Annotated in this window: 17 protein-coding genes; 12 read left to right on the top strand and 5 right to left on the bottom strand. The window is 49.9% G+C overall.

What is annotated here, in order from left to right; translation table 11 throughout:
- The first annotated feature begins 245 nt into the window (after positions 1-245).
- The 11 genes from AK95_RS02560 to AK95_RS02510 all read left to right on the top strand — a co-directional run bounded on the left by AK95_RS02560 (position 246) and on the right by AK95_RS02510 (position 18,168).
- The gene (locus AK95_RS02560) at positions 246-3,893 is read left to right on the top strand and encodes a dynamin family protein (RefSeq protein ID WP_071218340.1); all 3,648 of its coding nucleotides are present in this window, start codon (positions 246-248) and stop codon (positions 3,891-3,893) included.
- A gap of 527 nt (positions 3,894-4,420) precedes the next feature.
- The gene (locus AK95_RS02555; RefSeq protein ID WP_071218339.1) at positions 4,421-6,199 is read left to right on the top strand and encodes an ABC transporter ATP-binding protein; all 1,779 of its coding nucleotides are present in this window, start codon (positions 4,421-4,423) and stop codon (positions 6,197-6,199) included.
- The gene (locus tag AK95_RS02550) at positions 6,196-8,061 is read left to right on the top strand and encodes an ABC transporter ATP-binding protein (protein ID WP_071218338.1); all 1,866 of its coding nucleotides are present in this window, start codon (positions 6,196-6,198) and stop codon (positions 8,059-8,061) included. The genes AK95_RS02555 and AK95_RS02550 overlap by 4 nt, the downstream gene beginning before the upstream one ends.
- A gap of 141 nt (positions 8,062-8,202) precedes the next feature.
- Positions 8,203-8,664: a GNAT family N-acetyltransferase gene (locus AK95_RS02545; RefSeq protein WP_071218337.1), complete on the top strand. Its 462-nt coding sequence runs from the start codon at positions 8,203-8,205 to the stop codon at positions 8,662-8,664.
- A 351-nt stretch (positions 8,665-9,015) separates the two neighbouring features.
- Entirely contained in the window at positions 9,016-9,759 is a 744-nt protein-coding gene (locus AK95_RS02540; protein ID WP_071218336.1) for a CAP domain-containing protein, read from the top strand.
- A gap of 147 nt (positions 9,760-9,906) precedes the next feature.
- Entirely contained in the window at positions 9,907-10,758 is an 852-nt protein-coding gene (locus tag AK95_RS02535; RefSeq protein WP_071218335.1) for a GDSL-type esterase/lipase family protein, read from the top strand.
- A gap of 36 nt (positions 10,759-10,794) precedes the next feature.
- Positions 10,795-11,763, top strand: coding sequence for an ABC transporter ATP-binding protein (locus tag AK95_RS02530; protein WP_071218424.1), 969 nt, complete (start codon positions 10,795-10,797; stop codon positions 11,761-11,763).
- Complete coding sequence (locus AK95_RS02525) at positions 11,756-12,745, top strand: ABC transporter permease (protein WP_071218334.1); 990 nt, start codon at positions 11,756-11,758, stop codon at positions 12,743-12,745. Before AK95_RS02530 ends, AK95_RS02525 begins: the two co-directional genes overlap by 8 nt.
- Positions 12,746-12,860: 115 nt before the next feature.
- Positions 12,861-14,840, top strand: a complete 1,980-nt coding sequence (gene parE, locus AK95_RS02520) for a DNA topoisomerase IV subunit B (protein ID WP_071218333.1) — start codon at positions 12,861-12,863, stop codon at positions 14,838-14,840.
- An 11-nt stretch (positions 14,841-14,851) separates the two neighbouring features.
- On the top strand, positions 14,852-17,311 hold the full coding sequence (gene gyrA / locus AK95_RS02515; protein ID WP_071218332.1) for a DNA gyrase subunit A: 2,460 nt from the start codon (positions 14,852-14,854) through the stop codon (positions 17,309-17,311).
- Between the two features lie 425 nt (positions 17,312-17,736).
- Positions 17,737-18,168: a MarR family transcriptional regulator gene (locus tag AK95_RS02510; RefSeq protein WP_071218331.1), complete on the top strand. Its 432-nt coding sequence runs from the start codon at positions 17,737-17,739 to the stop codon at positions 18,166-18,168.
- A 147-nt stretch (positions 18,169-18,315) separates the two neighbouring features.
- On the opposite strand, the gene AK95_RS02505 is transcribed toward AK95_RS02510, so the two are convergent.
- From AK95_RS02505 to AK95_RS02485, 5 genes are all read right to left on the bottom strand, one after another.
- Complete coding sequence (locus AK95_RS02505) at positions 18,316-19,677, bottom strand: lytic polysaccharide monooxygenase (RefSeq protein WP_071218330.1); 1,362 nt, start codon at positions 19,675-19,677, stop codon at positions 18,316-18,318.
- Between the two features lie 397 nt (positions 19,678-20,074).
- Entirely contained in the window at positions 20,075-20,794 is a 720-nt protein-coding gene (locus AK95_RS02500; protein WP_071218329.1) for an RluA family pseudouridine synthase, read from the bottom strand.
- Positions 20,795-20,798: 4 nt separating this feature from the next.
- Positions 20,799-21,662, bottom strand: coding sequence for a class I SAM-dependent methyltransferase (locus tag AK95_RS02495; RefSeq protein ID WP_071218328.1), 864 nt, complete (start codon positions 21,660-21,662; stop codon positions 20,799-20,801).
- Between the two features lie 124 nt (positions 21,663-21,786).
- Positions 21,787-22,305 (bottom strand): GNAT family N-acetyltransferase, encoded by a 519-nt coding sequence (locus AK95_RS02490; RefSeq protein WP_071218327.1) that lies wholly within the window; start codon positions 22,303-22,305, stop codon positions 21,787-21,789.
- A gap of 70 nt (positions 22,306-22,375) precedes the next feature.
- Positions 22,376-24,337: an endonuclease MutS2 gene (locus tag AK95_RS02485; protein ID WP_071218326.1), complete on the bottom strand. Its 1,962-nt coding sequence runs from the start codon at positions 24,335-24,337 to the stop codon at positions 22,376-22,378.
- 559 nt (positions 24,338-24,896) lie between these two features.
- Between AK95_RS02485 and pepF the strand changes: the two genes are divergently transcribed.
- On the top strand, positions 24,897-26,699 hold the full coding sequence (gene pepF / locus AK95_RS02480) for an oligoendopeptidase F (RefSeq protein WP_071218325.1): 1,803 nt from the start codon (positions 24,897-24,899) through the stop codon (positions 26,697-26,699).
- The last annotated feature ends 17 nt before the right edge of the window (positions 26,700-26,716 follow it).

Raw genomic sequence — 26,716 nt, 5'->3', positions numbered from 1 at the left:
GTGATCGAGTGTGTACTTTTACCTCATTCCTCCTGTATTTGCCGGCATTAAGACGGTTTGGACCCATGGCAGGCAAGGAAGATCACTTCCTTGACCTGCCATTTTGCATAGATAAAGGACTGTTATATCAAGACAACGGCTGAAAATGAAATGCAATGATTCCTTTACAGTGCAAGCGGTGATAAAATAAAATGATGTGAATAGAATGTGTCAGAAATTGAGAGATCAATGGACAGGAGCGAGAAATGACATTGAAGTTGATGGCTGAGCATGAAATCGGATACAGTGTTACGGAACTAACCAGAGTTCGCGACCGTTTTTTGGAGTGGAATGACGAATCTTCCTCCGCATTGACGGAGGATTTAATACGCAAGGGTACAGGTGGTGAATTGACGCTGGCCTTCTGTGGACATTTTTCCGCAGGGAAGTCGAGCATGATTAATGCGCTTTGCGGCAAAAAGGTGCTGCCCTCGGGTCCGGTACCTACGAGTGCGAATGTGGTTACAATCCGAAGCGGTGAGCCGCGGGCGTTGATTCACCGATCTGCTGCGGAGCCTGGAGAGCCTTTAACGGTAACCATTGACGAACTTGCCGAATACTGCAAGGAGGGCCGGGAGTATTCCGCAATTGAAGTGTGGGATGATGTGCCGCTGCTTGGCGAAGATGGTGTCTTGATGGATACCCCCGGGGTTGACTCAACGGATGACGGGCACCGGCTTGCCACGCATTCTGCCCTCCATATGGCTGACATCGTTTTTTACGTCATGGATTATAATCATGTGCAGTCCGAGAGTAATCTGATGTTTGCCAAGAGTTTGTCCGATTGGGGCAAACCGCTGTACCTGATCGTAAATCAGATCGACAAGCATCGTGATGAAGAGTTGACGCTTTCTGCTTATCTGAATGACGTGAAGAAGGCGTTCGCCCAGTGGAAGATCACGTATAAGGGGCTGCTATGCACTTCGCTTAAAGCTCAGGATCATCCCTATAATCAATGGGGGCTACTAAAGTCCTTGATCGGTGAATTGATATCTCATAAGGAGCCGTTGCTGCGCTACAGCGTATCCTGCTCCATTCGTCATGCTGCCGATCAACATGTAGAGGCCTATACCAGAAGCCATCAGGAAGAGAAGGAGCGGCTGCTGGAGGAAATGGGCGGCGAGGAGGCCGCAGCGGCGATGAAAGCGCGGCTGCAGGAGCTGGAGGATCTAAAAAGAACCGTCCAGCTGCTGCCAGAGACCGTTCGCTCGGAGCTGCGCAAAGAAGCGGATGCCCTTCTGGTAAACGCCAATCTGACGCCGGCGGATGTTCGGGATTTAAGTCTGGCTTTTCTGGAAAGCCGCAAAAGCGGGTTTAAAGTCGGGTTTCTGTTCACAGGCGGCAAAACGGAGGAGGAGCGTCGGCGCCGTCTCGAGGCTTTCTATCATCGATTGGAGGAACAGACCGCATCGCAGATCGATTGGCATCTGCGTTCGCTGTTCCGTAAAAGCGTGGAACAGCATACGGAGTGGAATACCGAATGGGAGAGCCTGATGGACGCTGAGCTTCCCGGTGTGCGGGAGGATATGATTACGCGGATCGTGAATCCGGAAGCGACGGTGTCCGGTGAATACGTACTGAACTATAACCGGGAGCTGGCCGAGGAAATCAAGGGCAGCTACCGCAGGGCCGTGTTGGTGCTTGCCGACCGGCTGAAGGCGGTATTGACGGACGCTGCGGCCGTCCGTCTGCAGGACCTGGAGCGCCAGGGTGCCGAGCTCCTGGCGCAATCTGCGGCTTCCGCCAGCTATGCAGCCTTGCAGCAGGCGGAAGCCGCCCGTGCGGCCGAGCTGGCGCAGCTGCTCCCGCCGCGCACCTCCCTCACCCCCGGCCTCCTGCCGGAGGTGAGGGAGCCGGAAGGGCAGCTCGCGCCAGCGGCTGCCCAGGGCGGTGCCCCGGCGGCGCGGCCGGGGCACGGGCGCACGGCGCCCCGCGCCGCCGGGGCGCAGGCGGCGGCACCGCAGCGGCGCCAGCGGCTGAATGCCGCGGCAGCCGAGCTGCGCGCGGCGGCTGCGCTGCTGGCGCCGCATCCCGCGCTTGTCTCAGCCGCGCGGGATATAACCGCCCGCGCGGATGCGCTTGCAGGCGGCTCGTTCACTTTGGCGCTGTTCGGTGCGTTCAGCGCCGGGAAGTCCTCCTTCGCCAATGCTCTGCTTGGCGAGTCGGTATTGCCGGTATCACCGCACCCGACAACGGCGGCGGTGAACCGGATTCTGGCACCGGCAGAAGGGAAAACCCATGGTACCGCAGACGTGCGCATGAAGAGCCGCGAGATGTGGTGGGACGATTTGAAGTACTCCTTCAGCGTGCTGGGTCTCCAAGAACCAACTCCGAGCAATTGGCGAAGCGTCGCAGAAGCATTGAATCCGGCCGGTATTCATCCGGCAGGCTTGCCGCATTATGGGTTTCTGAAGGCCGCGGCTGCCGGCTTTGATATGATGGAGACCAAACTGGGTATAACAGAAACCGTAGAGCTGGCGGAATATCGGGGCTATGTGGCCGACGAAACCAAATCCTGTTTTGTCGACGGGATCGATCTGTATTACAACTGTCCGATGACAGAGCAGGGGATCGTGCTGGTGGATACGCCTGGAGCCGATTCCCTTCATGCCCGGCACACCGGCGTAACGTTCAATTATATTAAAAATGCGGACGCTATCGTATACGTAACGTATTACAACCATGCCTTCTCCAAAGCGGATCGGCAATTCCTGTCCCAGCTGGGCAGGGTTAAAGACAGCTTTGCGCTGGATAAAATGTTTTTTATCGTCAATGCCGCAGATCTTGCACAATCCGAAGAGGAACTGGATGAGGTGGTGAAGCATGTTCGTACCAACCTGACGTCCAGCGGGGTAGGCAGCCCGCATATCTTCCCTGTTTCCAGTTTGGCAGCGCTGGATGGTAAGCTGTATGGGGATGAAGCGAAATTGCAGGAATCGGGGTTCCCTGTATTCGAAGATGCGCTTAGCCGATTTGCGGTTGAAGAGCTGCCAAGGCTTTCAGAGCGCGCCGGTTATGATGAACTGGCTTCGGTGAGGGATCGAATCAGAGCTTGGGCCGATATGGCAGCCCAGGATGAGACCACGCGCGAGCGTAAAATCGTGGAGCTGGAAGAGGTTCACACACGAGCCTTATCCCGTCTTGCGGCTTTATCGGAGTTTAACATGTCCCGTGATATCGCGCAGGAAAGCAGCGAGCTGCTGTTTCATGTACGGCAGCGGCTGGATTATGCCATGAACCGTTTCTTTCAGGAGTCGTTTAATCCTTCCGTGCTTCGGGAGGACGCAGGTCACCTGAAATCGGCCTTTGCGGCTTGCGGGCGTGATTTGATGCGGACGATGTCCATGGAGCTGGATCAGGAGCTATGGGCAACAACGCTTCGATTAGAGATGGCCGGTCGCAAATTAACCGAAGACGCAGCGCTTAAAGCGGCAGCGGATATCAACGATATGGCCGAGGGCTTATCCCTCGCCATCCGGCGGGATAAAGACTGGTCACCGCCGGAGCTGGAAGAAACGGAATTGCAAATACAGGGGGATTGGTTGTCCTTCTGGTCGACCTTTAAGAACCCGAAGCATTTCTTTGAGGGCAGCGGAAGCTCCAAGCTTCGAGAAGCGGCAGAGCCGAAGGTGAAGGAAGCCGTGGCGAGTGTGGTGAGCATTCGGGAAGAGCAGCTGACGGACCACTATGTTCGAATGAGTGTACGTTCATTGCAGCATCATGTATCGGTGTTGGAGGAACAGCTGAAGGAATCCATGGCTGCCATCCTCGGTTCGCTGCAGGACGGTCAATCTCCGTTGATGTGGAGTAAGCTGGCGGATGAGCTGGAAGCTATGATTCAGGCGGCTCGGTAATAGCGGATCTTATGCCATAACATGTGCACACACAACGAAAGGTATAGATGTTGGAGTCTGAAGCTTCCATACGAATAACGATGTTATGCAGGTCTAAACTCCAATCGCATACTTTTCCATCCAAGGGCGTCCCATATGCCATCCTGGCGGGGCGTCTTTTTTCCTATGCTCGTTCGGGTGGATAAAGGTCAAGAGGATGGTATGACGTATTTTAATCTGCTACAACGTTCGCCACTGGGGCGAAAACGGCTTAGGATTTTACCCTTTTTCAAGCATGTTCAAAAAAGTCGGAAATCATGGATGAAGCCTGATGGTTGAAGGGACTGACAATGTGATTATATCCCCTAGTATTAATGAGAATTTCCGATGATTTCATTATGAAACAAAGATAAGTTATACTATTTGCCCCCTTTAGGTCCTTTTGGCTCATTTATGGCGGTTTTCCCTCTTTGCCGCGGGTTCAGGTCGATGATAAACTTCATAAATGCTACATAACCTGAACGAAAATAATCCAAAGGAGGATAAACATGAATGTTCTCAGGCAACTGCAGGGCTTCTTTTGGGAGAAACGAAGTTATCTTTTTCTTTCCATGCTGTGTCTGGCGATTGCAACCGCTTTAGGACTTGTCTATCCGCATCTGTTAAAAGTGCTGATTGACGATGCAATCAAGCTGGAGAATTACGGTATCGTACCGCAGCTGGCACTCACTGTGCTGGGTGTGGTCATCCTTAAAGCTTTCATGCAGTTTTTGCACGGATTTTTTGGGGGGAGGCTGGGGAACTACCTGGCTTATGCGCTACGAAACGCCTGCTATGAAAAATTGCAATTTCTATCGTTCCGTTACTATGATACGGCTCGGACCGGGGATTTGATGTCACGGCTGACGGGCGATTTGGAAGCGATCCGAATGTTTATCGGCTTCGGTTTTGCGCAGCTGCTCAATCTGGTATTGATGGTGACTTTCGGTTCCATTATGATGTTTACCATTAGCTGGAAATTGACGCTCGTAACTTTGGTAGCGATGCCATTTTTGGTTGTGGCGGCTCTAAAGTTCGAATCCAAGATCCATCCGGCGTTCCAGGAGATGCGTCTGGCACTAAGCTCGCTGACGACCGCGGTTCAGGAGAATATCACGGGTGTTCGTACCGTAAAGTCTTTTGCTCGCGAGCCTCACGAAGTGGTGAAATTCTCCGAACGGAATGAGCGTTACAAAACCAACCAGATATTTGCCTCTTCACTATGGGCCCGTTATTTCCCGATGATGGAGCTCTTTGCGAATATCAGTGTCGTCATTTTGCTAGCCGTCGGCGGAGCGATGGTCATCCAAGGTTCCATGACGGTAGGGGAACTGGCAGCTTTCTTTACTTTGATCTGGTACATAATCGGCCCGCTTTGGGGAATCGGGTTTCACATTAATAACTACACGCAGTCCAAGGCATCGGGTGAACGGGTGCTGGAGCTGCTGAATCAGCCGATTGATGTCGAAGACCGTGAACGTGCGGTAGATTTGGTGCCAAGCGAGGTGAAGGGTCATGTCGTATTTGATAATGTCACCTTTGCTTACGGTAACAAGATGGCTGCCGTCAAAGATATTAATTTGGATGCTCGTCCCGGCTCCGTGATCGGCCTGCTTGGCGGAACGGGGTCTGGTAAATCGACCATTATCCAGCTCTTGATGCATGCCTACAATGTGAATCAGGGCAGCATCAAACTAGACGGCATGAACATTAATGATATAAAGATCCGGAGTCTGCGCAGCCAGATTGCCACGGTCTTTCAGGAGACCTTCTTGTTCTCGTCCAGCATCCGCAACAATATTTCTTACGGCATGAAGGACGTTAGCATGGAAGAAATCATCCGTGTTGCCAAGCTGGCCAAAGCCCATGACTTTATTATGGAAATGAAGGATGGTTACGATACCATTGTCGGCGAACGGGGGATGGGACTCTCCGGCGGACAGAAGCAGCGGATTGCGATTGCACGAGCCCTTCTGAAAGATCCGAAAATCCTGATCCTGGATGATGCCACCAGTGCTGTAGATATGGAAACCGAGCATGAAATTCAGTCCGGTTTCCAGGAAGTCATGAACGGCAGAACGACCTTTATTATCGCTCACCGGATTTCTTCCTTGCGTCATGCGGATGAAATTCTCGTTCTGGATGAGGGAAGAGTTGTGCAGCGCGGCAAGCATAACGATTTGATTGCAGTGCCGGGGCCTTATCAGGATGTATACAAAATACAATATGCGGACCTTATTGCGAAGCAAGCTCAAGCAGGAGGCACGCAAGGGCAGGTGCAAGCATGAACGCCAATGTAAATACAGAACCGCATCAAAAGCAAAAGATTCCGAGGCAGCGGAAGCCTTCGGAAGAAACGAATGAACGTTTTGTCTACAAGGACGACGATGCGATTGAAAAGCCGTTTAACTGGGCGCAGCTGACGCGTCTGATCTCGTATATGAAACCTTACGCCAAACAGATTCTCCCGTTGATCGGCCTTATGATGGTCATCGGTACCATAACGAAGCTGGCCATTCCGTTCTTGACCAGTTTGGCAATCGACCAGGCCATTGACCCGAGGGATGGCAACCCGAGCTTAACCCTATTGTATCAGATTACAATCGCGGTTCTTGCGATGTATATCATTCAATGGGTTGCAGGAATATTTCGTATCAGATTTACGAATATCATCGGTCAGCGGGTCATTTATGACCTGCGAGCAGATCTGTTCCAGCACATTCAGCGCTTGTCCTTCAATTTCTTCGACAAGCGTCCGGCTGGATCTGTGCTGGTCCGGGTTACGAATGATGTTAACTCCCTGCAGGATTTGTTTACCAACGGGGTTGTCAACCTGATCATCGACTGCGTGCAGTTAGTAGGTATTGTCGTTATTCTTTTGTTAATAAACTGGAAGCTCGGTCTTGCTGTTATTGTCACGGTACCGATCATGTTCTTCATCTCGACGAAACTCCGTGTACGCATCCGGCGTGCATGGCAGGATGTACGGATTCGGAACTCGCGGATAAACTCTCACTTGAATGAATCGATTCAGGGGATCCGCGTAACCCAAGCTTACACGCAAGAAGAAGAGAATATGAAGTTCTTTGATAACATGAACATGGACAGCAAAAAGTCCTGGGATAAAGCGTCTGCCATGAACCAAGGGTTTGGGCCTCTTATCGAAATTACCGGTGGTTTCGGTTCATTGATCTTGTTCTGGCTCGGTGCCGTGTTGATCCAGCAAGGCGAGCTCACCATCGGTCTGTTAATTGCCTTCACCCAATATGTCGGAAACTTCTGGGAGCCGATCAACCGGCTTGGCCAAATGTATAATCAATTGCTTGTCGCCATGGCTTCCTCTGAACGCATATTTGAGTTCATTGACGAGAAGCCGAGCATTGATGATCAGCCCGGGGCGAAGAAATTGCCAACGATTAAAGGGGACATCAAGCTGGAGAATGTGGTGTTCGAATACGAAAAAGGACGTCAGGCTCTCAAAGGGATCAATCTGAATGTAAAGGCAGGCCAGTCGATTGCGCTTGTCGGTCATACCGGATCAGGCAAGAGTACCATCATTAATCTGCTCAGCCGATTCTATGATATTACCGAAGGTAAGCTAACGATTGACGGATACGATATCCAATCGGTGACGGTGGAAAGCCTCCGCAATCAGATTGGCATCGTGCTGCAGGATACCTTTATATTCTCCGGCACGATTCGCGATAATATCCGGTTTGGCCGTCTGGATGCGACCAATGAGGAGATTGAGGATGTAGCCAAGGCGGTCGGCGCCCATGAATTCATCGTTCAGATGCCGGGCGGTTACGATACCGAGGTAGAAGAACGCGGGAATATGCTGTCTATGGGTCAGAGGCAGCTGCTGTCCTTTGCCAGGGCGCTCCTTGCCGATCCGCGGATTCTGATTCTGGATGAAGCAACGGCGAGTATCGATACCGAGACGGAGTTGAAAATTCAGGAAGCTCTTAAAGTGCTGCTTCAGGGCCGAACCTCCTTCATCGTGGCGCACCGTTTGTCAACGATCCGTCATGCCGATCATATCGTTGTGCTGGATCACGGCAAGATTATTGAAGAAGGAAATCACAGCCAGCTTATGCAGAAGCAGGGTACGTACCATGGGTTGATTGAAGCGCAATACCGATTTTTGTAAAAACGGCTTAACAAAGGTTTAACAAAACCGACACAAATGTAAAAAAAATGTCGCTTGATACTTGCAATCTTCTTCATAAACTTACAAAATAGAAGTAGAGTTTACTCAGAATTCATAGAAGAAGGGAAGCATGAGGGTATAATGAGCATCGAAAGCGTATTATCTGCGCCTGCACTGCTGATTCGAAACTTTGAGAAGAATGATTTGGAAGCTGTCACATCCTTGATGCGCGAACTGAATTATCCGACCACGCTGAATGTCATGCGTGAACGGATGGAAGCGATGAACGACAATCCTTTATACGGCAATCTGATTGCTGAAGTTGATGGTGTTGTTGTTGGTATGATCATGCTTCGTCAAGTCAAATCCTTCACTATGACCGAACCGGTCACTCAAATTACTTCGGTTATTGTAACCTCAAGCTACCGCGGCCAAGGAATTGGCAAAAGATTGATTCGCGGTGCAGAGACATGGGGAAGACAGCATGGTAGCCACCTCTTGTTTCTCACAAGCGGCAACCGGGAAGAACTTGCTCCCGCACATGCATTTTATGAGCATATTGGATTTGAAAAGGCTGGATATCAGTTTAGTAAAAAGCTGTAGTCCTGGGTCTTTTCATGAACCCATCCCATTTTTGGGATGGGTTTTTTCTTGTTATGGCCTAAAACTCGATTGAAAGACACCGATTTAAAAGGAGATCTATCGCTTGAATCAGGCAGCGATCACTACATATGATCTGGGACTAGTGCCGACTTGATCACTTATGTAAAGGTAGGAATTCAAGGTCGCTTTTCCAACAATTGTAGGATTGCCCAAGGTATCAAATGTGTTACAATGTGTTCGTACGAGATTACAAAAATGTAACTATTGTTTGATCGTCCAGCACCCATGAAAGTCATCTTAGAACGGGCGGTCAAGCAAACTCACAACTATGAGCATAGGAGATGAGCATTTATGAACAACCATTGGATAAAGAAAATCGCAGGCGGCAGCATTGCTGCTGTACTGGCTGTCGGTATCATGCTGCCTACTACGGCATCCGCAGCACCTGCTGAGAGTAATAATTATGTGAACTGGCAGCAAAAGATCCAGAAATTCCTGGAGAGCCAAGGTTTTGAATCACAGTTTAAATGGGTGGTTCAGAAGCCGCAAACGGAAAAACCTCAGGCAGATAAACCTGTTGAGACTCCGCAAACCAGCAAGCCAGAAACCACTAAACCAGAAGTGACGCAACCTGAAACCAGCAAACCGGAAACAAGCAAGCCTGAGACTAGCACTCCATCTACAAAACCGTCCCAGCCTTCCGAGTCAGCGGGTACAACGGAACAATCGAATTTTGCTTCCGAGGTTGTCACATTGGTGAACAAAGAACGTGCGAATGCAGGTCTGAAGCCGCTCACGGTCCATGCTAAGCTAACAACCGTAGCGCTGGATAAAGCGAAGGATATGAGTAATAACAATTACTTCAGCCACACTTCACCGACACATGGTTCGCCATTTGATATGATGAAAGCTTACGGTATTTCTTACGGCTATGCCGGCGAGAATATCGCTAAAGGGCAACGTACGCCTCAAGAAGTAATGAACTCCTGGATGAACAGCCAAGGTCATCGTGAAAACATCCTGTCTCCGAATTTCACCATGATCGGTGTTGGATACTATAACGGATATTGGGTTCAAGAGTTCATTAGTCAATAAGCACTTATCTTGTTTCATATGAAAAGGCTGCCCCGGTCACGCATCCAAAGATTGCGTCCGGGGCAGTCTTCTTTGCGTGTTTTGATTTGCAAATTTTATATAGAAGTCTTAAGGTAATGTAATGAGGAATTTTGTAGGGGGAATGTCATGAAATCATCTGCATGGATATGGCGAATCACTGCCTCCGTGTCGGTTATTGTAACGATTGTGCTCATTATCGGTTTTATGTATGCGTTCAAAGATATTAATGATCCGCAAGGACAGCCCTTGCTGACCGGTGGCGGATCCGAGGCGTCCGAAGAAGAGACAGCGCCGGAGCAGCCGGGGAGCGATCCGTCACAACCGGTTTTGCCCCATGATTTAAAGGTAACTGCGATTGGAGATTCACTGGCCAAGGGAACAGGGGACAATACCGGGAGTGGTTTTGTCCGCAGGAGCGTGGATCAATTAAACGGCGATGGACGAACAGCGAGCCTGCTGGCAAATCTGGCCATAAACGGAATGACTACCGAAGCACTGCTTCCCAAGCTGGACGACAAGGGAATACAGTATGCCTTGAAGCAAGCCAATGTGATTATGCTTTCGATCGGAGGCAATGATATATTTCAAGGCAGCGGGCTGATGGACGGGGCGGCGGATTCCGATGAGTTGGAGCTCGAACCTGCCAAACTGATGGCCGCATTGCCGCAGGCCTCTGAACGACTGCAGGCGATTCTGGAGAAGATTCGCGCCATTAATCCGGATGCCCGAATCGTTTATATCGGTCTCTATCATCCTTTTTCCGATTTGGAGGATTTGCTCATACCCGGGAATATTGTGGTCTCTGCCTGGAATCATTCGGTCATGGAGATTGTGAACCGGGATCCCAATATGACATTGGTCCCTACGTTCGATCTGTTTCAGCACAAGCTGGGCGAGTATCTGTCCTCGGACCATTTTCATCCGAACGGGGCAGGATATCAGGCTATAGCGGATCGAATTGTAGAGGGTATGCTCTAGGCATGATGAGGATGTCATATGGGGAGTTGGAAAACGATGAATGAACAAGCTCAAGAAATCGTGCTATCTGTCCAGCATGTAAAAAAGAAAATCGGTCGAAAATGGATTATACATGATGTGTCGTTCGACGTGCGCGCAGGCGAAATTTTCGGGTTCTTGGGGCCGAACGGGGCAGGAAAGACGACCACGATCCGGATGCTGGTGGATCTGATCAAACCGACCTCCGGCAGGATCGAGGTTTGCGGTTATGATGTGAACCGCCAGCAGGAGCAGGCGCTGCGTTATATCGGTTCCATCGTGGAGAATCCTGAAATGTATTCATATATGACGGGGTGGGAAAATCTTGAGCATTTTGCGCGAATGCAGCCCGGCATTGACCAGCAGCGAATACAGGAAGTTGTGGATACGGTGAGATTGGATCGAAGAATTCACGACAAGGTGAGCACGTATTCTCTGGGAATGCGGCAGCGGCTTGGGATAGCCCAAGCCCTGCTCGGCAGACCGAGGCTGCTCATTCTTGACGAGCCGACAAACGGTCTTGATCCGAAAGGGATCAAAGAGATGCGGCAGTTCATCCATCGATTAGCCGAGGAAGGATTGGCTGTTTTTGTCTCGAGTCATCTGCTGAGCGAAATCCAGCTGTTATGCGATCGCGTGGCGATCATCAGCAGCGGAAGAGTGCTTGCGGTTGGCGAGGTCGAAGAATTGATTGCCGGCAACAGCGATCATGTGATCTGGGATCTGAATCCCGCCGTGCAAGGAAAACGAATATTGCAAAAGCTGGATTATTGCCACATTGTCGAGCGCCCCGAGGACGTGCTTGACGATAATTTGCTGGCAGGCATGTCTCCGGATGCTGTTGTGACCCGTATGAGCACTACATACACGTCAAGAGCTGTGGAACGGCTGGTGGCCGCGGGAGTACAGGTCCGGGAGGTTCATCGGATCAATCCTACGCTGGAGCAGCTGTTCCTGCAGATGACGGAGGGTGAGAGTATTGAGTAACCTGTTGCCCCTGATCAAAAACGAGTGCATCAAAATTATCAAACGAAAGCGGTTTTATGTTGTCCTTCTCGTTCTTCTTGTTCTGGTTCCCATGTTTACTTATGCCCAGATGAAGTCAGCTGAACGGAGCCGGGAGAAGTTCAACAGTGATTGGCGGCTTGAACTTCAGCAGCGAATCACGGATAATGAGAATTCGCTAAGCAGTGACAGGGTGCCGGATGAATGGAAACGATACAGGCAAATCTTTATTCAGCAAATGCAGTATTATTTGCAGCATGATGTGAATCCTAATCAACCAAACGGGGTTACGTTTACACGGGAATTTTTGAATAATGCGATATCCCTGTTTATTCCGCTGCTCATTATGGCGATCGCCTCGGATATCGTCTCCGGTGAACGGACGACCGGCACCATTAAAATGCTGCTGACAAGGCCTGTGAAGCGATGGAAGGTGCTGCTCAGCAAACTGATCGCCTTGATCATGTTTACGTCTCTTATTGTCGTTTCCACCTTTGTCATAGCCTATCTGATTTCCGGTCTAGCCTTCGGATACAAGGGATTTGACATACCGGTATTCACGGGATTCCAAATTGTTGGGTCTGATGTGGATATGTCCGGCGTTCATGCTGTCCCACAGTGGAAGTATTTGCTGATGCAGGGTGGATTGGTATGGTTTGTCGGCGTATGCGTCGGTATGCTGGCCTTTATGGTGTCCGTGCTGGTTCGAAGCACGGCGGCGAGCATTGTGATTATGATGGCCGCATTGATTGCCGGAAATATTCTGACGAATATGGCATCGGCCTGGAGCAGCGCGAAATATTTGTTCATGGTAAACCTCAATTTAACGAATTATTTAGCAGGCAATTTGCCGCCAATTGAGGGGATGACTTTGAATTTTTCCCTTGCCGTATTGGCCGTCTGGGCCATTTGTGCGGTTATTGTTTCATTCAGTGTCTTTACGAGAAGGGATATCTTGAATTAAAATGGACAAAGCATGAAACATTTGTTTGCATTTTTTAGGGAACAGCGTTCTTCTAAAATATTGAAATGTAGAAATAGAAATACACGAGATACGTGAAATTGAAGGAGGAGCATGAATGGTCGAACAGATCGATATGTTTGCAGAGTCATCGAAGAACGGCGGTAACAACCGTTCAGGATACGATGCTGACGACATTCAAGTGCTCGAAGGCCTCGTTGCGGTGCGCAAACGGCCAGGCATGTACATAGGGAGCACAAGCTCGTCAGGCTTGCATCATCTGGTATGGGAAATTGTGGACAACGCCGTAGACGAGCATTTGGCCAAGTACTGCTCGAGAATTGAAATTACATTGCATAAAGACGGATCCGCGACGGTATACGACAACGGACGCGGTATTCCAACCGGAATGCACAAGACAGGCATCCCCACCCCGCAGGTTGTATTTACGATTTTGCATGCCGGCGGTAAATTCGGTGGTTCCGGATATAAGAAGTCCGGCGGTCTTCATGGTGTTGGCGCATCCGTAACCAATGCGCTGTCCGAGTGGCTGGAGGTTGAAATTTACCGTGACGGTAAAATTCATCGCCAACGATTTGAATACTGGCAGGACAAAAAAGGAAAAGAGCATGTCGGGGAACCTGTAACGGGTCTTGAGGTGCTTGGCAATACGAACAAAACAGGGACGAAGATTACGTTTAAACCGGATGCGCGCGTGTTTACCGCGGGAACACATCTGAATTACGACACACTAGCAGAGCGCTTACAGGAAATTGCCTTCTTGAACTCCGGACTCCGGATTGTATTGAAAGACGAGCGCAGCGGCAACGGGGAAGAGTTTTTCTATGAAGGCGGCGCAAGCCAGTTCGTTCAGTTCCTGAATGAAGGCAAGGACGTGCTCCATGATGTGATCCATTTTTATGCGGAGAAGGATGATATCGAAGTTGAAATCGCCCTTCAATATAATGCGGGATATACCGAAACGTTGGCTTCTTTCGTTAACTCCATCCCGACGCGCGGGGGTGGTACGCATGAGACGGGTTTTAAGACAGCTTACACCCGTGTCATGAATGATTATGCCCGCAAGAACAATCTTTTGAAGGAAAAGGACAAGAACCTGGAAGGCAATGATCTTCGGGAAGGCATGATGACCGTGATCAGCGTCAAGATGGCTGAGGTCGAATTTGTCGGACAGACCAAGGACCAGCTGGGAAGCGCTTCTGCGCGCAGTGCGGTTGACAGCATTGTCACCGAGAAGATGCAAATCTTCCTCGAGGAGAATCCGCAGATCGCACAAACGCTGCTGAAGAAGGCCATCCAGGCTTCCAAAGCGCGTGAAGCGGCCCGTAAAGCAAGGGATGAGATGCGCACCGGCAAGAAGCGCAGCGAAAGCTCCAATCTGGGCGGCAAGCTGACGCCTGCGCAGTCCAAAGACTTTACGCGAACCGAATTGTTTATAGTCGAAGGGGACTCCGCTGGCGGTTCTGCAAAGCAGGGACGGGATTCGAAAATCCAGGCTATACTGCCTCTTAAAGGGAAACCGATGAATCCGGAGAAATCGAAGCTGGCCGACATCCTGAAGAATGATGAATACCGAGCGATTGTATCTGCCATTGGTGCAGGGATCGGTACGGAGTTTACCGCCGGGGACAGCAATTATTCGAAAATCATCATCATGACGGATGCGGATACGGATGGCGCTCATATTCAGGTGCTGCTGCTTACGTTCTTCTACAGATACATGAAACCGTTAATTGATGAAGGCCGCGTCTACCTTGCGCAGCCTCCACTGTATAAAATCGCCAGCAAATCCGGGAAGCTGGAAACCGTTCGGTATGCCTGGACGGATGAGCAGCTGGCTAACTATTTGAAGGAATTCAAAAACTTCGAGCTGCAGCGTTACAAAGGTCTGGGCGAGATGAACCCGGAGCAATTATGGGAAACCACGATGAACCCAGAAACACGGACATTGCTGCAGGTACAAATCGATGATGCTGCCAAAGCGGAGCGTCGCGTGTCTACGCTGATGGGAGATAAAGTAGATCCCCGCAAACGGTGGATCGTAGAAAATGTAAACTTCGCAGAGTTTGAGGAATAGAAGGTGAAGGAATGAGTTTATCTGAGCAATTTTTGCCGGCTTTTCTGGAAGAGGTCGTAGGTGATCGATTTGGCCGGTATTCCAAGTATATTATTCAGGACCGGGCGATCCCGGACGTTCGTGACGGGCTGAAGCCCGTTCAGCGCCGGATCCTGTATGCCATGTACGATTCGGGTAACACACCGGATAAACCATACCGTAAATCGGCGAAAACCGTCGGGGATGTCATGGGTAATTACCATCCGCACGGGGACTCATCGATTTATGAAGGTATGGTTCGGATGGCTCAGCCATGGAAGATGGGACATGTGCTCGTGGACGGCCACGGAAACTGGGGTTCCCAGGATGATGATCCCGCCGCAGCGATGCGTTATACCGAGGCAAGGTTATCGCCGATTGCCATGGAGCTGCTTCGGGATATCGAGAAGCGGACCGTACTGTTTAAGGATAATTTTGATAACACGGCCAAGGAACCAGTTGTGCTGCCTTCACGGTACCCAAACCTGCTTGTGAACGGAGCTAGCGGGATTTCCGCGGGCTTTGCCACTGAAATCCCGCCTCACAATCTGCGGGAAGTGATCGATGCTTGTATTGCCGTTATGCAGAAGCCGGAGATTGAGCTGGCGGAGATTATGACCTTTATCAAAGGTCCGGACTTCCCAACCAGCGGAATCATCATGGGCGGCGAAGGCATTTTGGATGCCTATCGGACAGGCAAAGGCCGCGTTTATCTGCGGTCGAAGACGGACATTGAATCGCTTCGCGGCGGCAAGCAGCAGATTGTCATCACGGAAATTCCTTATCAGGTCGTTAAGTCACGGCTTGTTACCACGATGGAGAACATACGTCTGGAGAAAAAAGTCGAGGGTATCGCCGAGGTTCGCGATGAGAGCGGACGAGAAGGACTTCGCATCGTCGTTGAGCTGAAGAAGGATGCCGACGCAAACGGGATTCTGGCTTATTTGTTCAAGAAAACCGATCTGCAAATTACGTATAATTTCAATATGGTTGCGATCGTGAATAAAACCCCTCAACAACTGGGGCTTAAAGACATGTTATCCGCCTATATCCAGCATCAGCGTGAAGTCGTCACGCACCGGACCCAGTATGAGCTGGAGAAAGCAGAGGATCGGGCGCATGTATTGGAAGGCCTGGTTAAGGCTTTAAATATCCTGGATGAGGTCATTGCGGCGATCAAAGCGTCCAAGAATCGCCAGGATGCCCAGAACAATCTGCAATGGATGTTCGGTTTCACGGAGAGACAAGCCGATTCCATATTGACCTTGCAATTATACCGCCTTACGAACCTTGAAATTCATTCCCTGCAAAAAGAGCTGGACGAGTTAATGAAGAAAATCGAGGGCTTGCGTGCGATACTGGACAGCGATAAGAAGCTGATTGCCGTCATTCGCAAAGAGCTGCTTGAAATTCGCGAGAAATACGGCATCGACCGGCGTTCTGTCATTCAGGAAGAAGTGGAAGAGATCAAGGTTAATCTTGAAGTGCTGGTGAACGCAGAGGACGTGCTCGTAACTCTGTCTAATGAAGGCTACATCAAGCGTACCAGCATGTTATCCTTCACCCGAAGCGGCGGTGAGCTGGAAAGCTCAGGCGTTAAGGAAGGGGATTACATCACACGTCTGTTTGAAGTTAATACCCTGGAGAATCTGCTTATATTCACGAGCCGTGGACAGTATTTCTTATTGCCGGTTCACCAGATTCCGGAATACAAATGGAAGGATGCCGGTACGGCCATCGTTAACGTGATTCAGGTACCGAAAGAGGATCACATCGTATCGGTCATTCCGGTTTCGAACTTTGAAGAAGAGGGCAAGTCGCTTGTGTTTGTCAGCCGCAAAGGTCAAGTGAAACGCACAGAGCTCAAGGAGTATGTCACCAAGCGGGCTGGCGCCGTTGCGGCAGCCAAGGTCGCTGCGGAAGACAGCATTATCCAGGTCGTCGTGAGTGATAACAATAAAGATATTGTGCTAATCTCGAAAGAAGGGATGAGCATCCGGTTTAATGAGCAGGAAGTCAACGCCATGGGACGCGTTTCCGGCGGGGTTCGAGGAATCCAGCTCCGTGACGGGGATGAAGTCGTTGCGGCATTATGGGTGGAGAACGATGAGGGTGAGATTTTGACTATCACGGATCTTGGCTATGGCAAGCGCAGCTTGCTGCTGGATTACCAGACGCAAAGCCGCGGCGGAAAAGGCATGGCTACGTTTGAGTTTAAGGAAGGCAAGCGGGTGAAGCCTAACGGCAGCGCCATTGTCGGTGCTTTCTATTGCCGTGAACCGCTGCAGATTATGGCGTACAGCGAAGATGGGCAAGCCCATCTGATTCACACCGAAAAAGTTCCGATCGCGGAACGTAAATCGATAGGCAAACTGCTTGCCGATGTTGGCAAGCAAGGACGGATTGTCGATCTGGTAACTCTTCCGCATGCGGAGTCAGGTCAAGAAAGTTAAACAAGATTGCGTAACATCCTTTTTTAGGAGATTTCCAAGTTTGGAGAAGATAAGATAGACGGACGAAAAGCACCTTCGATGATATTTGTCGAGGTGCTTTTGCTATATTTTGCGTTTCCCGCAACATTAGAGCTGTTATTTATACTATTTGACATATGCCCGACTATGTCGAAGCAGGGTGAACCTTGAAAAATGCCGTCATATAAGGGTTGGCAGGTTTTGTCGCTTGATTGGAAATTATATTTTTTAACGAAAAAAGAAGGATATTGAGAGGTCGCCCGCGAAAAGTTAATCCTATAAACTATTATGGAATCATGACTAGGGTTCACACGAAATCGAAATCCATTCACCGAAGTACAGCGCAACATCCACGGATGGAATCCGGTGTTTGATCATGACAGCACAATTGAAGGGACGGGATAAATATGCATACTGCCGAATTCGCCAAGGTGTGGTCCAAGCTGGCCAAGGATTATAAGCTCCATATGGAAGCCGGATTAGCACCGACATTGACGGAATCGCAACTGATGGTGCTGGAGGTGCTTGCTGAATTAAAGCGAATGAAACCTTCCGATTTCATTCCTTACCTGGCCACAAGTCCGGCAGCCGTAACCATGCTATTGGACCGGATGGAGAAGAATGGATTGATCAAACGGGAACGGGACGCGAATGACAGACGGATCGTCTGGGTGACGATTTCCTATAAAGGGCGTGAGGAATATACACGGGGGTTACAGGTTAGGGATGAGTACCTTACCCAAATTTTGAACCGCATATCCTCGCATAATCAGCAGCTGCTTGTTTATCTGTTAGGAAAGATTAGTACAGCTCCAAAGGAAGTTCTGGTTGAGGTATAAGTTCTAAAGCTATAGCTAACGTCGTAAACGTAGAGAAGCCCCCTGGGCGGCTGCAGACGGCAGCTCACCCTTGGGGCTGTTACATATTTTCATACTTTTGGAGCATTATCTTATATCACGTTTCGAATCTTACATGACGTATTGAGATTATGACTTAAGCAACCATAAAGCCGGCACGTTGGAGGGTTCCCAACCAGGCAGGGACGTGTGGGCTTGACGGCACTCATAGGTGTTGCCACCATATGTGACTAAAGCTCCTTGCTGATATGAAGTGTTTGGTGCCCAGGCCGGAGTTTCCGGTGTGGAACCGTCCGCCGTGGTAACTTGCAGTTCATTGCTTGCAGGGGAGACGTTGCCAGCCGCATCACGAGCTTTAACGGTGAAGCTATAGGCTGTGTTGGGTGTTAACCCGCCGACCGTATAGGAAAGCGTGCTGCCGGATACCGTGGCCACCAGCGTTGTGCCCCGATAAACTTCATAGCCGCTAATGCCGACATTATCCGTAGAATGGTTCCAGGCTAATGATACGCTGGTTGAGGTAGAGCCGACTGATCGTAAATTGGCGGGAGCCGTCGGAGCTTGAGTGTCCGGTACCGGATTGGATGTGGCAATCGTTAACGGATTGCTCGCCGTGGAGACATTGCCTGCTCCATCGCGTGCTTTTACCGTGAAGGTATAGGAGGTTGACGCTTGCAGACCGGTGACGGTATGGCTTAAGGTTGATCCTGATACGGTTGTTACTAGATTAGATCCTTGATAGATTTCATAGCCTGTTACCCCCACATTATCCGTGGCAGCGTTCCAGGAGAGCGAAATGCTGCTGCTGGTGACGCCTGTGGATCTTAAGTTACCCGGTGCGGTTGGAGCTTGCGTGTCCTGATTTCCGCTGCCGTTATTCAAGTTCACATCGATTACGTTATAGAAGGCGTTGCCTGTATCGGCGATCTCCCAGACGGCTAGGATCAGATAGTAGCCGGTGCGGTCGGTAGGTACGTTACAAGTGTGGGTTACGGTGTTCGGCGGTTGTTTACCACCGTCATTGAAGGAGCAGAACAATTCGAGATCAGCGCGTGCGAGGGGTTTACTGGAATCCCAGCCTTTTTTCGTAATATAATATTTCCAATCGGATGTGGCGTGAGCTGCGGTCAGCACCCATTTAAATGTATTCGGTCCGCCGTTCATGTTCACTTTACTCCAGCGGGTAGGTGATTGTTCATTGAGCTCGTGAAATATTCCGGCACCAGCAATCTGACCATCCGCCGGTCCACCGATAGGGAAGTTTCCTTTTCCCTCCAGGGAATGCGGTTCATATATGATTCTGCCGCAGTTGGTGTTCTCTCCGAGCTTACACTTATAACCACGACTGGCTGGTGATTCAACATAACCATGAGCGGAGACGCTGCTTGCCGTGATGACCATGATGGTGAAGAACAACAGTGTGCTTCCTAAAAAAATCCACAGCGGTTTCAAATGCAAGCGGCGATTTGTTTGACATTGAACCTGATCCATAACAAATACCTCCTTGAATATTTAATTTGAAATTCAGCGGACACTTGTTGCTGATCAAACCTCCCTGAGCTGTGAGTTTTCTTGCTCTGTTACACATCATAAACAACCGAGCCGACCCGTGTAACCATTCATGAACAGTTTTGATCATCCTCCTCCTTGGCAGCCGTTGATCTATATAAACTCAAAAGCAGAGTTTATACCATGATTGTACAAATCATCTAAAAAATGTTAAACTATCTAGTTACTATTTTTCGGCATTCTTTGATAAAAGTAAAGGGATAATATATTATCGTACAGGGATAAAATATTACAGTATTTGCCATTATGAAACAGAGGTATAAAAAAACCGAAATCCAAGACGGGATTTCGGTTTTTTTGAATTCTATGGATAGGACCGTCATGTGGAGGCCAGCTTCTCCATCGAGAAAAGACTCCAGGGATAGTCCGAGGGCGGCATGGAACGAATGGAGATCTCCTCTTTGGTAACGGGATGAGGAAATCCGACCAATACGGACCATAAGGCAATCTGCTGGCCGGCTTTGTTCACCTTGCTTCCATACTTCTGATCTCCGAACAGCGGATGTCCCGCATGGCTCAGCTGTACACGGATTTGGTGGGGCCTGCCCGTGTGCAGCTCGATCAGGACGAGGCTGAAGCCTTCGGACGTTTGGAGCACGGTGTAATCCAGAATGGCCTCCTTGGCTCCGTCCGTACCTTTAGAAGTGACATGAACGGTGTTGGTTTTTACATCCTTATACAGCATATTTACGAGCCGATCTGAAGTTTTCGAAGGAATCCCATGAACGACCGCCACATATTGCTTGCGGAAGCTGCGACTGCGGACGGCTTCCGATAATCGGGATGCGGCTTTGGAAGTCTTGGCAAACACCATCGCTCCGCCAACCGGACGGTCCAGACGGTGCACCAATCCCAAAAATACATTGCCCGGTTTATTGTAGCGCTCCTTGATGTCCTGTTTCAGAATGGTCAGCATGTCGGGATCGCCGGTAGCATCCTCTTGGGAGGGGATGTTTACCGGCTTGGTTACTCCTAACACATGATTATCCTCGAACAGAATCGGTACAACCGGATGTGCTGCTGGTTCCCGCTTGTTCATCGAATCAGGACTCCCATCGACCTAGGATGCCGCACGGCAGGTTCATGCCGGAGCGGGTAATCGGCAATCCGATCTCTCCCGCACTGATGGTACCGCCGTATTTCGGCTTCATGGTCATGGTCAGCATGTTATTCAGAACGGTAGGGGAGATCCCGGTTGTATAGGAGTTAATCAGCATGAACAGCGGATTATCCGATACGATGCTCATGCAGCTTTCGAGGAAGGGATACAAGCTTTGCTCAAGCTTCCACGTTTCTCCACTTGGTCCGCGGCCATAAGATGGAGGGTCCATAATGATCGCATCGTATTTGTTCCCCCGACGCTGCTCCCGTTGTACGAATTTAAACACATCATCCGTGATATAACGGATAGGACGGTCGGCAAGTCCGGACAATGCCGCGTTTTCCTTGGCCCATTGAACCATTCCCTTCGCAGCATCCACATGAACAACCTGAGCTCCGGCCGAAGCGGCCGCCACGGTTGCTCCGCCGGTATAGGCGAACAGGTTCAGCACGCTGACCGGACGTCCGGCAGAAGCGATCTTATCCATCATCCAGCGCCAGTTGGCTGCCTGCTCCGGAAACAAACCGGTATGTTTAAAATTGGTTGGTCGAATATGAAATTTCAATTGGTCGTATGAGATGGTCCACCGGTCCGGAAGCTGCTTTTTCATGTCCCATTGTCCGCCGCCCGACGAGCTGCGATGATAGTGTCCGTGCACACTGCGCCACTGTCCATCTTCACGTTCAATCGGCCATATGATCTGCGGATCCGGACGTCTGAGAATCACGTCGCCCCAGCGTTCCAGCTTTTCTCCGCCTCCGGTATCGATGACCTCGTAATCTTGCCAATCCTGAGCTACATACATGTTGAAAACCATCCTTCAAATAGTCATTTAGATTTTATTGTACAACATATCAGAAGCTGAATGCCACCAAGGATTCCCCGGCTTGATCAAACCTATTCGGATGATATGGACTTTGAAGCTCGACTTACCCCAAATCTTCGAAAGCGGAGTGGAAACGGAATTCGCCATGCAGGTGATCGAGCGCGCCCGGCTGAAGCTCGGTAACCATAAACACTTCATCGGAAACCGTAAATTGGGTGATGTCGATTCCATAGGCTCTGGCCTGCACAAATCCGTAACGGGGGTAATATGCCGGATGGCCGAACAGAAAAACAAGTGGATAGCCATGCGAGAAACACCGCCGTTTGCCTTCTTCAATCAATTTCCCGCCGATCCCTTGTCGTTGATAATCCGGAAGCACGGCCAGGGGCCCTAGCGCAGCCACGTGATGGTTATAAACCCCGTCAAAAAGGCTAGACCGGCTGAACATAATATGTCCCTTAATGATCCCATCTTCTTCCGCTACGATTGACAATTCCCGTTGAAAATCTTTATCCTCCCGCAGCCGCCGTACTAGAATCGCTTCTTCCTGTCCGGGAAAAGCCTGAGTGAGAAGGTTCTGGACCTTCTCGTAATCGTTCTTGGTTTCTGTACGTATGTTCATCGTAATCTCTCCTCCGAAAATCCTTAGCATTCTTATTGATGTCCTGGTCAACCCACCGTCAAGAGTTTCGTTATTCCGGTTTCGTTTCGATCTGCAGTCCTTCAACGTGCTTGCGGTTCATCAGTTTACGCTTCTTCCGGTTCTCTTTGCTCTCAAAAACAATATCAAGATCATAATCCTCCGGATAAAGATCCTTGGCTGCAATATAAGGCTTCAGCCGTTTATGGTTAATTTTCAGTCTATCCTTCTGAATCATTACACCGATATTACCTCTACCGTCGATGGTTTCATACACGGTTCCGCTTCGTTTCAAATAAGGCACGTAGACACGATCGCCTAATTGATAGAGGGAAGAGGGAGAATCTACATCTTGATGATCTTCATCATTCATTAGCTTATCCTGTTTGTCTGTCGACAACGTAACGTATTCTTCCGGATGTGTTTCTTCAGCCTCATCATCGGACTCTGAGCTTACCTTTTGGATAAGGGCCGTGTTATCTCTTGCCATACCCGCTTCTGTGATTTCCCGCGATCTGGCAATGATCGACTCCGGTATGCCCAGCTTCGCTGCAATGACAAAGGCATAACTGTGCCCGGCTTCACCAATCCGCAGACGATAGAGCGGCTCGAGTGTGTCGGCATCAAATTCCATGCGGGCATTCTCAAAGCCGGAGGTGCGCTCGGCAAAATTTTTGATTTCGGTAAAATGGGTGGTTACCACAACCGTTGCTTGACGTTGACTCAACTCCTCCAGAATGGCGATCGACAATCCTACGCCTTCACCGGGATCCGTTCCCGACGCCATTTCATCGAGCAGTACAAGCGTGGACCGGCCGGCTGTCTGCAAAATGTCGCGGATGTTGCGAATATGCGCAGAGAACGTACTGAGGGCATGCTCCAAACTCTGCCCATCTCCGATATCGACGGAAACCTCGTCAAAGATGGCGCAATGGCTGCCTTCCGCGACAGGAACCAGCAGACCGGATTGCACCATTACGGTGATGAGACCAACCGTCTTCAGAGCAGAAGTTTTGCCGCCGGTATTAGGCCCTGTAATGATCAAGGTTTTATACCGCTCCCCGATAGAGAAGTCCAGCGGTACCATCGTGGAGCCGATTAAAGGATGCACCGCGGATTTTAGATGGATGAACCCCTCCTGGTTCAGGCTTACATTGCGCCCGCCGATGGAAACGGCGTACTTGCCTCTGGCTATGATGTAGTCGTAGATTCCAACAATGTCGGCATTGGTTCTCAGTTCGAATTGATATTGCTCGGCTAGTGCGGTCAAATCACTCAGCACCTTCGTTTCTTCGCGGACTTCATCGGCGTGCAGGAAATTCAATTCCATCTGAAGTCCCTGCAAGTCGGAGGGCTCGATGAATACTGTCTGTCCGCTAGCCGATTCATCCAGAATCGAGCCGCTCACGGATTTACGGTGCTCCTTCTTGATGGGCAGCACGTAACGTTCTCCGCGCTTGCTGATGACATGCTCTTGCATGATCCCTTTGTAACGGCTCATCAGGCTGTCGAGCTTACGCTTGATCCGTTCCTCGGCTACGATGATTTTTTTGCGGATTTTGGCCAAATCTTTGCTCGCGCTATCCACAACACGCCCCCCGTGAATGCTGCGTTCGATTTCGGACAGAAGTGGACGCAGTTCATGCATGGATGAGGCGTAGGAACTGATTAATGGAGCAATGCCGTCTTTGGCTTTCATATATTGAATGAGCTGGCGGCAGCTTCTCAGATATTGGACCATATTCCCGAAATCGCGCTCAGACAGCACATAACCTGTGCCGAGCAGATCCAGGATCATTTCAATGCCCTCCAGTGAAGGAATAGGGACGCTAGCTCCGGTCTGGAGCAGGGTTTTGGCTTCCTCCGTTTCATTCAGTTTGCTGCGGATGGCTTTCATCTGGGTGAGGGGAGCCATCTTCCGGATATGCTCGACGCCCAGATACGATACGGCAAAGCGTTCAAGCTCGGTGCGTATTTTCTCGTACTCCAATTTGTTTAATGCGAAGGGTTTCATGGGTTACATTCTCCTTTTGACTATAAAATGGATGGTATACAACACAAAAAGGGCGGAAAGCGAACTACTAAGGTTCGCTTTCCGCCCATAGATCGTTATTCTGATGGCATGGCGTTATGGGACAGCTCCAAATAACCCTTTTGAATAAAAGGAGGGGGAGACCCAAAAAATCCGTGCTGAACTCAGCACGGATGACCATATCATATCTGAATAAACCCTAAAGGGCTTCCATTGATATCCGCAGTTCTTAACTAATTCAACGGACGAAATGAAAATTCCATCAAAAAATAAACATATCCATTTACAGGAAATGCCCAAAATTTTACATTTCGATCCATATGAAATTTGGTTAGTTAAGAACGACCACCGACATCAAAATCTCTCCTTTAGATAAGAGTATGAAATAACTATATCCATAAACAGGGTCAGAAGTCAAGGTCGAAAAGCGGATACGATCCATTAAAAAACTGTGATATGATGGAATTGTTATACAGTTGCTAATCCATAGTAACTGCTGTCGTCAATCACGAGAGGACAAGACACGAGAGGAGTTATATTCATGGGGAAATTGCTGACACGAAGTGAGGTTCCAATCGAGGCCACTTGGAATCTGGATGATTTGTTTGTCTCGCAAGAAGCATTCGAAGCGGGATTAAAAGCGATTGAATCGCAAGCTGCTCAATTGACTCGATTCAAGGGCAGGCTGGGAGAGGGTGCAACAGTTCTTCTGGAGTGCTTGAATGAACAGGAAGCTCTGATGGAGAGCATTAGCAGAGTCGGGGCGTATGCCAGATTGCGACAATCGGAAGACGGAACCAATCCGGCCAACCTGGGAAATTCGGCCAAAACGGGCGATGTTCTCTCACGCATCCAATCTTCCCTGACGTTTATTGAATCGGAGCTGCTGGATCTCGAGGATGGAATCATCGAACAATACATAACGAAGGAAGACGGGCTTGTTCCTTATGCCCGAAGCTTGACATTGCTGCTGGAATCGAAGCCTCACCGCTTGAGTCCTGAGACGGAAAGCGTGTTAGCATCGCTGGGAGAGGTGCTCGGTTCCCCTTACCGCATCTATTTGCGCAGCAAGCTGTCGGATATGACATTTGACGATATTCAAGTGAATGACGGAACCAAGCCGGTCTCGTTCCGCCTGTACGAGAATTCTTACGAAATGTCAGAGGATACGCAGCTTCGGCGCGAGGCCTATGCCTCGTTCACGAAGTCACTGCAGGGATCGCGCCATACATTTGCCGAGGCTTACGCCACCGAAGTGAAGAAGCAAGTGGTGATGTCCCGGCTTCGCGGGTATGATTCCGTAACGGACATGCTGCTGAAGCCGCAGCAAGTGACGATGGAGATGTACAACAATATTCATGATACCATTCTGGCGGAGTTAGCTCCGCATATGCGAAGACTGATGAAGCTGAAGAAGAGAGTGCTTGGGCTGGATCAAATGCTGTTCTGCGATTTAAAAGCGCCGATGGATACGGATTTCAATCCAAGCGTTACTTATGAAGAAGCATGCTCCACGATTTCCAGTGCCTTGTCGATACTGGGTCCTGAATATGGCGAGATCGTTCAATCCACGTTCTCCAAGCGCTGGGTGGATTATGCCGATAATATTGGTAAGTCTACAGGAGCGTTCTGTTCCTCCGTATACGGAGTGCATTCTTATATCCTGATGGCATGGGCGGACAATATGCGAAATGCCTTCACCTTAGCGCATGAAGTCGGGCATGCTGGTCATTTGATGCTGGCAGCGGACCATCAGCGTATCACCAATGCCCGTCCTTCTTTGTATTTTATCGAGGCGCCTTCAACGATGAACGAGCTGCTGTTGGCGGATCACCTGCTCAGTCAATCCGAGGATAAGCGGATGCGGCGCTCTGTTATTCTTCAGCTTCTGAGCACGTATTACCATAACTATGTGACTCACCTTCTGGAAGCGGAAATGCAGCGACGGGTATATCGCCATGCGATGGCCGATGAGCCGATTACCGCAGATAAGCTATCTGAGCTAAAAGGCGCTGTGTTATCCGATTTCTGGGGTGACGTGGTTGAGCTCGATGAAGGAGCGAAGCTTACCTGGATGCGACAGCCGCATTATTATATGGGTCTTTATCCATATACGTATGCCGCTGGACTAACCGCATCAACTGCTGCAGCACAATTGATTCGCGAGGAAGGACAACCGGCTGTAGACCGCTGGCTCCAAGTCCTCAAGGCCGGAGGCAGCAAAAGTCCGCTGGAATTAATGGCTATGGCAGGGGTCGATATGTCCACTTCCGAGCCGATCTCCAAAGCGGTTGCATATGTTGGATCGCTTGTCGACGAACTGGAGTCCCTGTACGAGGAATAATACCATTTGCATACATG

Origin of the sequence: Paenibacillus sp. LC231, from assembly GCF_001860525.1 — a bacterium.
GTDB lineage: Bacteria > Bacillota > Bacilli > Paenibacillales > Paenibacillaceae > Paenibacillus_AQ.
The sequence above is the reverse complement of the archived record's forward strand: the minus strand, read 5'-3'. Positions and strand labels throughout refer to the sequence as shown.

What these genes read in the sequence shown, in the direction of transcription:
- AK95_RS02560 (WP_071218340.1), top strand. Translation starts at nt 246, where the DNA reads ATGACATTGAAGTTGATGGCTGAGCATGAAATCGGATACAGTGTTACG.
- AK95_RS02555 (WP_071218339.1), top strand. Translation starts at nt 4,421, where the DNA reads ATGAATGTTCTCAGGCAACTGCAGGGCTTCTTTTGGGAGAAACGAAGT.
- AK95_RS02550 (WP_071218338.1), top strand. Translation starts at nt 6,196, where the DNA reads ATGAACGCCAATGTAAATACAGAACCGCATCAAAAGCAAAAGATTCCG.
- AK95_RS02545 (WP_071218337.1), top strand. Translation starts at nt 8,203, where the DNA reads ATGAGCATCGAAAGCGTATTATCTGCGCCTGCACTGCTGATTCGAAAC.
- AK95_RS02540 (WP_071218336.1), top strand. Translation starts at nt 9,016, where the DNA reads ATGAACAACCATTGGATAAAGAAAATCGCAGGCGGCAGCATTGCTGCT.
- AK95_RS02535 (WP_071218335.1), top strand. Translation starts at nt 9,907, where the DNA reads ATGAAATCATCTGCATGGATATGGCGAATCACTGCCTCCGTGTCGGTT.
- AK95_RS02530 (WP_071218424.1), top strand. Translation starts at nt 10,795, where the DNA reads ATGAATGAACAAGCTCAAGAAATCGTGCTATCTGTCCAGCATGTAAAA.
- parE (WP_071218333.1), top strand. Translation starts at nt 12,861, where the DNA reads ATGGTCGAACAGATCGATATGTTTGCAGAGTCATCGAAGAACGGCGGT.
- gyrA (WP_071218332.1), top strand. Translation starts at nt 14,852, where the DNA reads ATGAGTTTATCTGAGCAATTTTTGCCGGCTTTTCTGGAAGAGGTCGTA.
- AK95_RS02510 (WP_071218331.1), top strand. Translation starts at nt 17,737, where the DNA reads ATGCATACTGCCGAATTCGCCAAGGTGTGGTCCAAGCTGGCCAAGGAT.
- AK95_RS02505 (WP_071218330.1), bottom strand. Translation starts at nt 19,677, where the DNA reads ATGGATCAGGTTCAATGTCAAACAAATCGCCGCTTGCATTTGAAACCG.
- AK95_RS02500 (WP_071218329.1), bottom strand. Translation starts at nt 20,794, where the DNA reads ATGAACAAGCGGGAACCAGCAGCACATCCGGTTGTACCGATTCTGTTC.
- AK95_RS02495 (WP_071218328.1), bottom strand. Translation starts at nt 21,662, where the DNA reads ATGTATGTAGCTCAGGATTGGCAAGATTACGAGGTCATCGATACCGGA.
- AK95_RS02490 (WP_071218327.1), bottom strand. Translation starts at nt 22,305, where the DNA reads ATGAACATACGTACAGAAACCAAGAACGATTACGAGAAGGTCCAGAAC.
- AK95_RS02485 (WP_071218326.1), bottom strand. Translation starts at nt 24,337, where the DNA reads ATGAAACCCTTCGCATTAAACAAATTGGAGTACGAGAAAATACGCACC.
- pepF (WP_071218325.1), top strand. Translation starts at nt 24,897, where the DNA reads ATGGGGAAATTGCTGACACGAAGTGAGGTTCCAATCGAGGCCACTTGG.